Genomic DNA, 13,242 nt, shown 5'->3' on the forward strand with positions numbered 1-13,242 from the left:
GACCGAACATCTATTCTGGATAAAGGTCAATCAAGGGAGAACGACACAGCGGAGGGTTGCTCATCGTGCATATCGCCGACATCACCATGTTCTACGCCCCGGCCAGCGGAGGCGTGCGGACTTATCTGGATGCCAAACACCGTCGCCTTGGCGAGCGCAATGCCATTCGCCACAGCCTGCTGATCCCCGGCGCGAGACTGGGTGAACATGACGGCATTTTCACGGTTCCGGCGCCCGCCCTGCCCTTCGGCAAAGGTTATCGCTTCCCCCTGCGCCTGGCGCCTTGGCGAAACGTCCTGCAGGATTTGCAGCCTGATCTGATCGAAGTCGGCGATCCCTACCTCACCGCATGGGCAGCGCTGGATGCGCGGCGGCAGCTGGATGTGCCGGTGATCGGCTTTTATCACTCGGATCTGCCGCTGCTGGCGGGCAATCGCATGGGCCATTGGGTCACGCCGAATGTCGAGGCTTACGTGACTCGTCTGTACGGCAATTTCGATCGTGTGCTCGCGCCAAGCCAGGTCATGGCCGACAAGCTCATCGGGCTTGGTGTACGCAATGTCCATGTGCAACCGCTGGGCGTGGATCTGCACACTTTCCATCCCGACGCCCGCGACCGCGCCCTGCGTGCCGAGCTGGGAATCGCCGAAGACACCCGCCTGCTGATCTTTGCCGGGCGCGGTTCCAAGGAGAAAAACCTGCCAGTGCTGCTCAAATGCATGCAACGCCTTGGTCCGCGTTACCACTTGCTGCTGGTCGGCTCGTCGATGCCCGCAGCGGTGCCGGACAACGTCAGCGTTATCGACGAATTCTGCCCGGCGCCGAAAGTCTCGCGGCTGATGGCCAGCGCCGATGCGCTGCTGCATGCCGGCGACCAGGAAACCTTCGGGCTGGTCATCCTTGAGGCCATGGCCTGCGGCATTCCCGTGGTGGCGGTGGCAGCCGGGGCGTTCGAAGAAATCGTCAACGAATCCTGCGGTCTGCTCTGCGCGCCGAACAATCCACAGGCCATGGCTAACGCAGTGCGCGAGCTGTTCAGTCGCGGCTGCGCCCGCCTCGGTCAACAGGCGCGCCAGCACGTCGAACGGCATTACGCCTGGGACACCGTGGTCGACAGCCTGCTCAGCCACTACCACGCGGTGCTCGGCCATACGCTGCCACGGGTGGCCAATGGTTGAAGAAATGAAAGCTGTTTGCCTGGTGTTGCATGATGTGGCGCCCTCGACGTGGGCGGATTACCAGCCCTTCGTCGAGGCTGTCGATGCCTTGGGTGATGTGCCGATGACGTGGCTGGTGGTGCCGGACTTCCATCGCCACGATGCCCTTGATGCCAACCCTGAGTTTCGCCGAGTGCTCGATGCCCGTGTCGCCCGAGGCGACGAACTGGCGCTGCACGGCTACTACCATGACGATCAGGAACCCCTGCCGAACACCCCGCGCGACTGGTTCATGCGCCGGGTCTACACCCATGAAGGCGAGTTCTATCGCTTGTCCCGCGAAGCAGCCCTGGCCCGCCTGCACGCGGGTCTGGAGATGTTTCAGCGCTACGACTGGCCGGTGCAGGGTTTCGTCGCCCCGGCTTGGCTGATGAGCAATGGCACCCGCCAGGCCTTGCGTGAATTGCCGCTCAGCTACACCAGCGATCCGCAGCATCTTTATCGCTTGCCCGACTTCAGCGCCATCGATGCACCCGGGCTGGTGTGGAGTGCGCGCAGTGCCTGGCGGCGCGGCTTGTCGAAAATCGTCAGCGACCAGCGCGAACAGCGCTGGCGCGAGGCATCGGTGATTCGCCTGGGGCTGCATCCGGTGGACATGCGTCACCGCTTTTCTCGCGATTACTGGTTGCACACGTTGCAACGCCTGCTGGCAGAGGGACGTATACCGCTGACCAAAATCGACTGGCTGTCCCGCCAGCACGGTCAGCTGGAACGCGCAGCATGAAGCGCAGCCTGTTGTTGCTGATCGGCCTGCTCGCGGCGGTGCTGATTCCGGTGCTGCTCGGCGGCGGCGAAACCTGGGCGCGCCTGCGCAGCTTCCCGCTGAACTGGCTGTTGATCATGTTCGGCATGATCCTGCTCTGCTGGGGCATCAATACGTTGCGCCTGCGTTTGTTGCTCGGCGACCAGCGTGAAAAGGTCGCGCCATTGAAAAGCCTCGGCGTGGTGATGGCCGCCGAGTTCGCGTACTGCGCCACACCGGGTGGCAGCGGCGGGCCGCTGACGATCATGGCTCTGCTCGCCCGTTGCGGCGTGCGTCCGGCGCGGGGCAGCGCGGTGTTTGCCATGGACCAGCTCAGCGATCTGCTGTTCTTTCTCTGCGCCCTGAGCGGGATTCTGATTTACGCGCTGTTCCAGCACCTGAGTGATCGCCTCGAGTGGCTGCTGACCGTCAGCGCCGTTTCGCTGTTTGGCGGTTTGTTCAGTTGCGTGTTGATCGCCCGTTATCACCGTGCCCTGATCCGCTTGAGCGGGCAGCTGTTGGCGGTGTTGAAAATCACGGCACGCACTCGCCGTCGCTGGGCGCGCAAGTTGCTGCACTTCCTCGCGGCATTTACCGATACCTTGAAACTGCCCTGGCAAACGCTGGTTCAGGTTTTTGCTCTGACCTGCGTGCACTGGCTGCTGCGCTACAGCGTGCTGTATCTGGCCTTGCGCGGGCTTGGCGCGGATTTGCAGTGGGCATGGAGTTTTCTGGTGCAGATGCTCTCGCTCGGCGCCGGCCAGTTCAGCCTGCTACCCGGCGGCGCGGGGGCTGCAGAATTGACCTCCGCCGCGCTGCTCGCACCCATGGTGGGCAAGTCCACCGCAGCGGCGGCGATCCTGATCTGGCGCGTGGTGACGTATTACTTCTATCTGCTGGTGGGCGGGCCGGTATTCGTATTGATGCTGGGCAAACCGTTGCTGAAGAAGTTGATGAACGTCAGGCAGGCTTCTTAGGTTCGTCCTGCTCTTGCTGGAGTTGCTCCCAAAGCTCGGCGGCGCCGGGGAATTCGGTGCCGTCGTCCGGGCTCATGTCATCCGGGTCGTAACGACTCAGGCAACCTTCACCAAGGGTGGCGGGGGCTTTTGAAGTGGCTTTGTCCAGTGGATCGCTCATGGCTTTTCCTCGGGCTCAAATGACAAGGGCCTGAGCGATTCAACGCCCAGGCCCTTGGTTTTTCAAGCGTGGCGTGCTCGATCAGAACACAACCGTCTTGTTGCCGTGCACCAGCACGCGGTCTTCCAAGTGATAACGCAGACCACGGGCCAGCACCATTTTCTCGACGTCACGGCCGAAACGCACCATGTCTTCGATGCTGTCGCTGTGGCTGACACGCACCACGTCCTGCTCGATGATCGGACCGGCATCCAGTTCTTCAGTGACATAGTGGCAGGTCGCGCCGATCAGTTTCACACCACGCAGGGATGCCTGGTGATACGGCTTGGCGCCGACGAACGATGGCAGGAAGCTGTGGTGGATGTTGATGACCTTGTGCGCGTATTCGCGGCACATGTCTGGCGGCAGGATCTGCATGTAGCGCGCCAGCACCACCACTTCGGCGTCGTGCTGTTTGACCAGGCGCGACACTTCGTCGAATGCCGGCTGCTTGTCCTGCGGATTGACCGGCACGTGATAGTAAGGGATGCCGTGCCACTCGACCATGCTGCGCAGGTCATCGTGGTTGGAGATCACGCAGGCGATTTCGCAATCCAGTTCATCGCTGTGCCAGCGGTGCAGCAGGTCGGCCAGGCAGTGGGATTCGCGGCTGGCCATCAGCACCACGCGTTTTTTCTGCTCGGTGTCGGTGATGCGCCAGTCCATCGAGAACTCTTCGGCGATCGGCGCGAACTTCTCGCGCAACTCTTCAATACCGAACGGCAGCGAATCGGCACGGATTTCGTGACGCATGAAGAACCAGCCCACTTGATTGTCAGAGTGGTGGCTCGCTTCGGTGATCCAGCCGTTATGAGAGGCCAGAAAATTACTGACTTTGGCAACGATGCCAACGCGGTCCGGGCAAGAGATCACCAGCCGAAAAGTGCGCATGAGGGGGAAACTCCAGAACTTCACAAAGGCCGCCATTCTAGCGACTGCGCAGGAAAACTGCAGTACGCATACGCGCCGGGTGGGACAAAGCATGGCGAAACGGCTTTCTGACGCAGGTCTTACGTCAAGACAGTGACGCTTTAGAAGGGCTTTTGTCAGACAACTGTAAATATCTGTGCTGACTGCATCACATTATTTAACTGAACATTCAAAGCGCGGCTAATTCCTGTAACTCATTTAAATAAAAAGCCGATCTAAATGTTTACTTGATGAAACAGCCTGACTATTATTGCGGCACTGTCCCCTGTCATTCAGCATTCTACAAAAGGTAGTACTCATGTCCTTGATCAACGAATATCGCGCCACCGAAGAAGCCATCAAAGAGCTGCAAGCCCGTCTGAAGAACCTGTCCGAAGACGACAAACTGCAAGCCGAACTGGAATTCGAAGGCAAACTGCGCACGCTGATGGGTGAATACTCCAAGTCGCTGCGTGACATCATCGCGCTGCTGGATCCAGAAGCGAAATCCAAGGCTCCACGTGGCGGCGCAGTAAAAACTACCGGCACCAAGCGTGCACGCAAAGTTAAGCAATACAAAAACCCGCACAACGGTGAAGTCATCGAAACCAAAGGTGGCAACCACAAGACTTTGAAAGAGTGGAAAGCCAAGTGGGGCGGCGATGTGGTTGAAGGCTGGGCGACCCTGCTGGGCTAAGCCGCAACGCCTTCGCAGAGCGATCCGCGAACAAAAGAACGCCAGCTAGCGCTGGCGTTTTTTTATGCCCGTAATTTATTGTCCAGGCATGTTCGATTTCACAGATTCAAACGTTTGCGTAATGCATGGACATAATTCTGCCAGTCATTGAGCACCTCTCGCTGCATCGGTGACGCACTAAGCGACCATTGCTCGGCGGCCTCGATAAATGACTGCACGGTATTCGGCGCACCTGCCTCGGGCTGCGTCAGGCGCTGCTGACAAAATAATTTCCAGCGCTCTTGCTCGGCCACATCCAGGGTGTCGGGAAAGTTGCGTGCTCGATATCGAAAAAGTAATTCAGGCAAACGTTCATCATCGAAAGGCCACTGCTCTTGCGCCAATTGCGCAGGATCGGCCGTTCGAACTTGTTCGCATAAACGACGATCACGATCACCGATAAATCCATCGTACAACTGCTGCTCGGGATCTTCGCTGGGAGTGAAATCTTCGCTGGCATAAATCGCCGCGACTTTATCTTTCCAGACTTGTTGTGCGTCAGTTAGTCGCACTGCCCGCTCCTGATAAAGCGCCATGTCCAGCCCAAGGCGCTGCTGGTCTTGCGCGCGCAATACCGCCAACGGCGCAACGACCGGGCAACGATTGATGTGTATGAGCTTGAGCGGCACCGGCAGTTCACCATCGGCCAACTCATCGCGACGGGTATAAAGACGCTGACGCAGGGCTTGCGCATCGAGGTCCAGCAACCCCTGCGGATCAAGATGCAGATCACAGACGATCAGGGCGTTGCGATTCTTCGGGTGCCAGGCCAGCGGCAGCACCACGCCGACATAACTGCGCGCCGCCGAGAAACGCCCGGACACATGCACCAGTGGCTGCAACAGGCGGATCTGATCCATCACCTTCTGTTTGCTGCGCAACTGGAACAGCCACTCGTAGAGCTTGGGTTGTTTCTCGCGAATCAGCCGCGCCAACGCGATGGTGGCGCGCACATCCGACAGCGCCTCGTGAGCGTGGCCGTGATCGATATTGTTGGCCGCTGTCAGGCGTTCGAGCTTGAGGGTCACGCGGCCTTCATCATCGGTCGGCCAGACCAGACCGTCCGGGCGCAATGCGTAAGCGGCGCGCACCACATCAATCAGATCCCAGCGACTGTTGCCACCCTGCCATTCACGGGCATAGGGGTCGAAGAAATTGCGATACAGGCTGTAGCGGGTCATTTCGTCGTCGAAACGCAAGGTGTTGTAACCGGCGCCACAGGTGCCCGGTGCGGCCAGTTGCGCATGCACGCGAGTCATGAAATCGGCTTCGCTCAGGCCTTTTTCAGCGAGCTGGCCGGGGGTGATGCCGGTGATCGCGCACGCCGCCGGGTGCGGCAGGATGTCTTCGCTGGGCTGGCAATAGAGGTTGACCGGCTCGTCGATCTCATTGAGCGCATGGTCGGTGCGAATCCCGGCCACTTGCAGCGGTCGGTCGTTGCGCGGATTGATGCCAGTGGTTTCGTAGTCGTACCAGAAGATTGAAGTCACGGGCGAATCCTGAACAGAAGATCGGCGAAGTCTAGGCGCTCCAAGGTTGCCACGGCCAGTCTCGTAGCCCGCGAACAACAATTTCTCCATATTCCTACAGGTGAATTGTATTTTCCCTGTGGGAGCGAGCCTGCTCGCGAAAGCTTTCTGTCAGTTGCAAATGGACTGACTGCTCCACCTCATTCGCGAGCAGGCTCGCTCCCACACCCGAGAGGCTGCTAGCATCAGGCGCACTTGCACCCCGAACAGGCGAACATCAGGTAGCCCATGCTCGAGCCCACAGCACCGCGAAGGAAAGCACCGCTGGATACGCGCCATCAGGTCGAAACGCCGGAAGGCATCGACCTGCCGTTGCGCCCTGCCGGGCTGATGGTGCGCGCCGTGGCGTTTGCCATCGATCTGGGCATTCGCGGCTTGATCCTCGGTGTGCTGTTCATCGCGCTGGCATTTCTCGGCAAGCTCGGCATGGGCCTCGGTTCCTTGCTGCTGTTTGCCATCAGCTGGTGGTACATGGTGTTGTTCGAGGTGCTGCGTCAGGGCCGCTCGCCGGGTAAGCAATGGCTGGGGTTGCGCGTGGTACACGATGACGGCACTCCGATCGGCTGGTCGGCCTCGCTATTGCGCAACCTGCTGCGTTTTGTCGATTTGCTGCCCTTCGGCTATTTCCTCGGTGCGATCAGTTGCCTGCAACACCCGACCTTCAAACGCCTCGGCGACATTGCCGCCGGCACCTTGGTGGTATACAGCGAGCGGCCGCTGAGCCGACCGCAATTACCTGATGCCGAACCTCGTCGCTGCCCCGTTCCACTGACCTTGAGCGAACAACGCGCGGTACTCGGTTTCGCCGAGCGTCAGGCCGAACTCTCTCCCGCACGGGTCAACGAGCTGGCGGCATTGCTGGCGCAGCCGCTGCACATCTCTGCGCCCAAAGCCGTGTCTGAACTCAATGGCATCGCGCGCGGCCTGTTGGGGCCGACCCCATGAAGCAGAGCCTGTTCGAAAGTCGCCACAAGGCCGAATGGGAGCGTTTCGCCGTGGCGCTTGAACGCCTCGAACACGGCAAGGATACGGCGCAAGTCAGCGATTTTCCCAAGGCCTATCGACGTCTCTGCCAACATCTGGCTCTGGCCCAGGCGCGTGGCTACAGCAGTTTTCTGATCGATTCATTACAGCAGCAAGTGCTGCGCGGCCATCAACAGCTCTATCGGCATCGCAGTCGCCTCGGGGCGCTCATCATCAGCTTTATCCTCGCCGACTTCCCGCGACTGGTGCGCGAACAGTGGCGCTTTGTTGCGGCCGCCAGCCTGTTGTTCTTCGGCAGCCTGATCGGTTTCGGCGTGCTGGTTTATCTGAACCCGGAACTGATCTACAACCTGATCCCTGCCGAACAGGTGCGCGAAATGCAAGGGATGTACGACCCCGTTGCCGGCCACCTCGGACGCTCGGCCGAGCGGGCGGCCAGCGAAGACTGGGTGATGTTCGGCTATTACGTCATGCACAACACGGGCATCGCCTTTCAGACATTCGCCAGCGGTTTGCTGATGGGCGTGGGCAGCGGATTCTTTCTGCTATACAACGGCATGATCATCGGCGCGGTGGCCGGGCATCTCAGCGAGATCGGTTTTGGCCAGACCTTCTGGTCGTTCGTCATCGGTCACGGCGCATTCGAACTAACGGCGATTGCCCTCGCCGGAGCGGCGGGCCTCAAATTGGGCTGGGCGCTGATTGCACCGGGCTGCCTGACACGCGGCGAGGCACTCCGGCTGGCTGCGCGCAAGAGCGTGTTGCTGGTGTGCGGGGTCATGCTGTTCCTGCTGATCGCCGCTTTTATCGAGGCTTACTGGTCGTCGAAAACCAGTGTCACGCCGCTGACCAAATACGCCGTCGGCACCGCGCTGTGGCTGGCCGTCGCGGTGTATCTGCTGTTTGCCGGAAGGACCCGCCATGCGCCTGAGTGACGCCAGCGTAGTGATCCGCCCGCGCACGACCTGGGAAGCCATGGACCTGGGCGTACTGATGAGCCAGCAGCATCGGCGGTTGTTGATGACCAGTTGGGCGATCGTCACCCTGCCGCTGTTCGCCGTCCTCAGCCTGTTGCTGTGGGATTCGCCGTCGTTGGCGGTGTTCATTTTCTGGTGGCTGAAACCGGCCTTCGAACGCCTGCCGTTGTACATCCTCTCCAAAGCGCTGTTCGGCGAAACCCCGACGCTCAAGCAAGCCCTGCGTGAATGGCCGCGCCTGCTCAGGCCGCAAGTGCTGGCGAGTCTGACCTGGCGACGACTGAGCCTGAGTCGCAGCTTTGTACTGCCGGTGACGCAACTCGAAGGCCTCGACGGCGAGGCCCGACAACAACGTCTGCAGGTGCTGCTGCAACGCAACGGCGGCGCCGCGCAATGGTTGACGATCATCGGAGTGCATCTGGAAACCGCACTGTGGATCGGCTTGATGCTGCTGTTCTACATGCTCTTGCCGCAGCAGATCGAAACCGACTGGGACTGGCAGTCGCTGCTGCTCGCCGCCGATCAGGACTGGAAATGGCTGGAACACCTGACCAACGCTTTTTACGCATTGATTCTGGTGGTCTGGGGGCCGATTTATGTTGCCTGCGGTTTCAGCCTCTACCTGAACCGCCGCACGCAACTGGAAGCCTGGGACATCGAGCTGATCTTCCGCCGTTTGCGCCAGCGCTTGAACAACGGCGTGCTCGGGATGTTGCTGGCGGTGTGTCTGTTGCTGCCGAATCTGCAACCAGCATGGGCCAGCGATGCACCGGATGCTCCAAGGTTGCTCAATCAGCCGCTGACCAGTCAGGCCTCGCGTGACAGCATCCAGTCGCTGCTTGAGCAACCGCCGTTCAAGAACAAGGAAAGCGTCACCCGTTATCGCTTTGGCGACGACCCGGCAAGTCCCGCCAAAGACGCGCAAGCGGGTGAGGCACCGCAGTGGCTGAAAACCCTGCTCGGCTGGCTCGACGGTCGACACCTCGATACCCTCGCCGGCGTGATTGAGGTGCTGTTGTGGGGCACGCTGATTGCTGCGCTGGGCTGGCTGGCCTGGCGTTATCGCGAATTCCTCCGGGCTTTCGTCAGCCGCCGCCCGAACCTGCCAGCGCGCAGCAAACCGCCGGCGTCGCCACAGGTCTTCGGGCTGGATCTGAACCGTGAAACCCTGCCGGATGACATTGCCAGCAGCGCCGAACAATTGTGGCTGAGCGAACCTCGCGCCGCGCTGGGTCTGCTTTATCGCGGCCTGCTCAGCCATCTGTTGCATGATTTCGCACTGACGCTGAAAGCCGCCGACACCGAAAACCAGATCCTCAAACGCATTGAGCAATTGCAACGCCCGGACCTGCTCGCCTACAGCCGCAAACTCACTGTTCACTGGCAGAACATGGCCTACGGGCACCGACTTCCAGCTGCGCACCTGCAAGCAGAGCTGTGCAACGGCTGGCGTGAATTGTTCGGCAAAGGATCCGGGCATTGAACCGGCGCATCGGCTGGTCGTTGGCTGCGCTGGCGCTTGTGCTGCTTGGCGGCTTGAGCCTGTTCCTCTTCCTCAAGGCCCGGCCCTATCAGGAAACCGTCGATCACGGCCCCTCGCCTGCCGCGCAAGCCAATCCTTATCTGGCGGCGGAAATGTTCCTGCGCGAGCGCGGCCTCGCGGTCAGTCACACCGAGACCCTGGCGGTACTGCCGCAGATCGATCCGCACAGCCACACCTTGTTGTTGTTCGGCGAGCGCGCGCGGATGACGCCGCGTGAAGTCGATCAGGTGTTGAACTGGACTCGCGCCGGCGGACGCTTGGTATTTGTCGCTGAATCGCTGTGGGATGCGCAAACCGGGCAAAGCAATGATCTGCTGCTCGATAAGGTGCAACTGCACCAATCGCTGAGCAAGGACTTGAAAGATCCTTCAGGGGACGTGGAAAAAGACCGCTTCCCGAAACTGACCAAACTGTATCTGGAAGACGAAGACGCGCCGGCCTACGCCGGTTTCGACACCGACTTCCACCTCGACGACCCGAACAATGTCGCGCAAGCCTGGGCCAACAGCGCCAAGGCCACGCACATGATGCAACGGGTGTACGGCCTCGGCACGATCACCGTGGTCACCGATGCCGAGTTATGGAAAACCGGCGCTATCGGCAAGTACGACAACGCCTGGCTGCTCTGGTATCTGAGCGCCGACACCGACGTCACGCTGATTTACAACACGGCGCACGATGGCTTGTGGACCTTGCTCTGGCGCTACTTCCCGCAGGCCATCGTCGCCCTGCTCGCCTTGATCGGCCTGTGGTTGTGGCAGGCCGGCGTGCGTCACGGCCCGGTGCAAATGCCGGCGCCAGCAGGTCGCCGCCAACTGCTGGAGCATCTGCGTGCCAGTGCCGATTTCCTCCTGCGTCACAACGGCCAGCAGGCGCTGCTGCAAGCCTTGCAACAAGACATCCTGCGCCGCGCCCGCCGCCGCCATCCCGGTTTCGATCAATTGAATGTCGCCGAACAGTGGCTGGCGTTATCGCGCCTGACCCGGCAACCCACCCGCGCCATCAGCCAGGCCCTGAGCCCACGACCGAAGCAGCGTTTGTCCAGCGCCGAATTCAGCCGGCAGGTCGCTCATCTGCAAACCTTGAGGAACGCGTTATGACTGAACAGATCGAGCCCGGCAGCGTGACTCATGCTGCCCAGCAGCGCCAGCGCGCCAGCCAGTTGGCGCAGGCGATGCGCAACGAATTGAACAAGGCGCTGATCGGCCAGGATGCAGTGGTCGACGATGTCCTGACCGCGCTGATTGCCGGCGGCCACGTGCTGCTCGAAGGCGTGCCCGGTCTGGGCAAGACCTTGCTGGTGCGGGCACTGGCGCGATGCTTCGGCGGCGAATTTGCGCGCATCCAGTTCACCCCCGATCTGATGCCCAGCGACGTCACCGGCCACGCCGTGTATGACTTGCAGACCGAGCAGTTCAAGCTGCGCAAAGGCCCGCTGTTCACCAACCTGCTGCTGGCGGACGAGATCAACCGCGCCCCGGCAAAAACCCAGGCGGCATTGCTCGAAGCCATGCAGGAACGCCAGGTGACACTCGAAGGTCGCCCCCTGCCCATCGCGCAACCGTTCATGGTTTTGGCGACGCAGAACCCGATCGAACAGGAAGGCACCTATCCGCTGCCGGAAGCCGAGCTCGACCGTTTCATGCTCAAGGTGCGCATGGATTATCCCGACGCCGATCAGGAGCTGAACATGGTCCGTCAGGTCTGTCGTTCGACCCGCGCCGACATGCTCGATGTGCAACCGCTACGCACAGTGTTGCAAGCCAAAGACGTGCAGGCGTTGCAGCGTATTGCCAGCGATCTGCCGCTGGATGATCAGGTGCTCGATTACGCCGTGCGCCTGGCGCGCAGCACGCGCAGCTGGCCGGGCCTCACCCTCGGCGCCGGGCCGCGCGCCTCGATTGCACTGGTGCGTTGCGCCCGTGCCCGCGCCTTGTTGCGCGGCGGCGAGTTTGTAATCCCGGATGACATCAAAGGCTGCGCGCTGGCCGTGCTGCGCCATCGCGTGCGCATCGCTCCGGAGCTGGATATCGAAGGGTTGCAGGTCGATCAGGTGCTGCAGCAAATGCTCGATCAAGTGCCGGCGCCGCGCCTGTGAAACCCGCGCGCCTGCTGCTGATCTGGCTGGCTCTGCTGCTGGTTTCCAGCATTGTGCTCGGCACTTTGCAGGCCTTGCAGATCGACCTCCCGTCCAGCCTGATTTCGATCAACTGGGGGCTGCTGCTCGCGCTGTTGGCCCTGGCGGTTATCGACGCTGTGCGCCTCAGGCGCCTGCCCTCGCCACGCATCAAGCGGCAGATGCCCGGCAGCCTGGCTCTGGGACGCTGGGCAGAGGTGAAACTGGAAATCAGCCATGACTTCGCCGAGCCACTGGACATTGACCTTTTCGACCACATTCCTGACGGTCTCGCATTTGAACATTTGCCACTGAACGTCGAGCTTCGAACCGGCCAAATCAGCCACATCAGTTACCGCTTGCGCCCAACCAGGCGCGGGCATTTCAGCTTCGAACACTGCGAAGCCAACCTGCCGAGCCCGCTGGGATTGTGGTCAGGCAAGCGCCTGCTGAAGATCGCCGATCAGACCCGCGTCTACCCGGACTACGCCCGACTGTACGGAGGTGAGTTGCGCGCCGTCGACAACTGGCTCAGCCAGCTCGGTATACGCCAACGGCAACGTCGTGGTCAGGGCATGGAATTCCATCAGTTGCGCGAATTTCGCGAGGGCGACAGCCTGCGCCAGATCGACTGGAAAGCCACCGCCCGCCAACGCACGCCGATTGCGCGCGAGTACGAAGATGAACGCGATCAACAGATCATTCTTCTGCTCGATTGCGGAAGGCAAATGCGCAGTCAGGATGGTGAGTTGTCGCACTTCGACCACGCGCTCAATGCCTGTCTGTTGCTCGCCTATGTGGCGTTGCGTCAGGGCGATGCGGTGGGGTTGAGTACGTTTGCCTGCGATCAACCGCGCTACGTGGCGCCGGTCAAAGGCAGCGGTCAACTGAATGTGCTGCTCAATGCGATTTATGACCTCGAGAGTACGCAGCGTCCTGCTGATTTTCAGGCTGCTGCCAACCAGTTGCTGGCTCGGCAGAAGCGCCGGGCGCTGGTGGTGCTGGTGACCAATTTGCGCGATGAAGATGATGAACTGCTGGGCGCGGTCAAGCGCCTGAGCGCAGCACACCGAGTGCTGGTGGCGAGTCTGCGCGAAGAAGCGCTGGATGCGATGCGTCAGACCGCGGTGCAAACGCTGCCCGAGGCATTGGCCTACTGCGGCACCGTCAACTTCCTTAATGAGCGTTCGGAACTCCATGAGCGGCTGAGTGCTCATGGAGTTAATGTGGTGGACGTCCGCCCCGCAGGATTGGGAGCCGCACTGGTGAAGCGCTATTTTCAGTGGAAAAAATCCGCCACGTTCTAATCCGAC

The 13,242-nt window shown here is 60.9% G+C and carries 13 protein-coding genes; 10 read left to right on the forward strand and 3 right to left on the reverse strand.

Annotation, left to right across the window (positions count from 1 at the left end; genetic code table 11):
- The first annotated feature begins 86 nt into the window (after positions 1-86).
- From OC605_RS09585 to OC605_RS09595, 3 genes are read left to right on the forward strand one after another with little or no spacing between them, the layout of a single operon-like run.
- The gene (locus OC605_RS09585; protein ID WP_262136881.1) at positions 87-1,178 is read left to right on the forward strand and encodes a glycosyltransferase family 4 protein; all 1,092 of its coding nucleotides are present in this window, start codon (positions 87-89) and stop codon (positions 1,176-1,178) included.
- Positions 1,171-1,941: a polysaccharide deacetylase family protein gene (locus OC605_RS09590; protein ID WP_262136758.1), complete on the forward strand. Its 771-nt coding sequence runs from the start codon at positions 1,171-1,173 to the stop codon at positions 1,939-1,941. Before OC605_RS09585 ends, OC605_RS09590 begins: the two co-directional genes overlap by 8 nt.
- Positions 1,938-2,936, forward strand: coding sequence for a YbhN family protein (locus tag OC605_RS09595; RefSeq protein ID WP_262136759.1), 999 nt, complete (start codon positions 1,938-1,940; stop codon positions 2,934-2,936). Before OC605_RS09590 ends, OC605_RS09595 begins: the two co-directional genes overlap by 4 nt.
- Here OC605_RS09595 and OC605_RS09600 read toward each other — a convergent pair.
- Positions 2,920-3,096, reverse strand: coding sequence for a hypothetical protein (locus OC605_RS09600; RefSeq protein ID WP_016773478.1), 177 nt, complete (start codon positions 3,094-3,096; stop codon positions 2,920-2,922). The genes OC605_RS09595 and OC605_RS09600 overlap by 17 nt on opposite strands.
- A gap of 81 nt (positions 3,097-3,177) precedes the next feature.
- Complete coding sequence (purU, locus tag OC605_RS09605) at positions 3,178-4,026, reverse strand: formyltetrahydrofolate deformylase (RefSeq protein ID WP_041479808.1); 849 nt, start codon at positions 4,024-4,026, stop codon at positions 3,178-3,180.
- Between the two features lie 337 nt (positions 4,027-4,363).
- Between purU and mvaT the strand changes: the two genes are divergently transcribed.
- Positions 4,364-4,741 carry a histone-like nucleoid-structuring protein MvaT gene (gene mvaT / locus OC605_RS09610; RefSeq protein ID WP_016773476.1) on the forward strand — a complete coding sequence of 126 codons (378 nt, stop codon included), beginning with the start codon at positions 4,364-4,366 and terminating at the stop codon, positions 4,739-4,741.
- 98 nt (positions 4,742-4,839) lie between these two features.
- Here mvaT and sbcB read toward each other — a convergent pair whose 3' ends face one another.
- Positions 4,840-6,270, reverse strand: a complete 1,431-nt coding sequence (gene sbcB / locus OC605_RS09615) for an exodeoxyribonuclease I (RefSeq protein WP_262136760.1) — start codon at positions 6,268-6,270, stop codon at positions 4,840-4,842.
- 267 nt (positions 6,271-6,537) lie between these two features.
- Here sbcB and OC605_RS09620 point away from each other — a divergent pair, with 267 nt between their 5' ends.
- Genes OC605_RS09620 through OC605_RS09645 form a run of 6 tightly spaced genes read left to right on the forward strand, consistent with a single transcriptional unit; the run spans position 6,538 to position 13,236 of the window.
- Complete coding sequence (locus OC605_RS09620; protein ID WP_262136761.1) at positions 6,538-7,254, forward strand: RDD family protein; 717 nt, start codon at positions 6,538-6,540, stop codon at positions 7,252-7,254.
- A complete protein-coding gene (locus OC605_RS09625) occupies positions 7,251-8,228 on the forward strand; it encodes a stage II sporulation protein M (protein WP_262136762.1) in 978 nt (325 codons plus the stop codon). The genes OC605_RS09620 and OC605_RS09625 overlap by 4 nt, the downstream gene beginning before the upstream one ends.
- Positions 8,215-9,753: a DUF4129 domain-containing protein gene (locus OC605_RS09630; RefSeq protein WP_262136763.1), complete on the forward strand. Its 1,539-nt coding sequence runs from the start codon at positions 8,215-8,217 to the stop codon at positions 9,751-9,753. The genes OC605_RS09625 and OC605_RS09630 overlap by 14 nt, the downstream gene beginning before the upstream one ends.
- On the forward strand, positions 9,750-10,913 hold the full coding sequence (locus OC605_RS09635) for a DUF4350 domain-containing protein (protein ID WP_262136764.1): 1,164 nt from the start codon (positions 9,750-9,752) through the stop codon (positions 10,911-10,913). Before OC605_RS09630 ends, OC605_RS09635 begins: the two co-directional genes overlap by 4 nt.
- The gene (locus OC605_RS09640) at positions 10,910-11,911 is read left to right on the forward strand and encodes an AAA family ATPase (protein ID WP_262136765.1); all 1,002 of its coding nucleotides are present in this window, start codon (positions 10,910-10,912) and stop codon (positions 11,909-11,911) included. Before OC605_RS09635 ends, OC605_RS09640 begins: the two co-directional genes overlap by 4 nt.
- Positions 11,908-13,236: a DUF58 domain-containing protein gene (locus OC605_RS09645; RefSeq protein ID WP_186567638.1), complete on the forward strand. Its 1,329-nt coding sequence runs from the start codon at positions 11,908-11,910 to the stop codon at positions 13,234-13,236. The genes OC605_RS09640 and OC605_RS09645 overlap by 4 nt, the downstream gene beginning before the upstream one ends.
- The last annotated feature ends 6 nt before the right edge of the window (positions 13,237-13,242 follow it).

Origin of the sequence: Pseudomonas sp. Marseille-Q5117 (assembly GCF_946901175.1) — a bacterium.
Lineage (GTDB): Bacteria > Pseudomonadota > Gammaproteobacteria > Pseudomonadales > Pseudomonadaceae > Aquipseudomonas > Aquipseudomonas iranensis.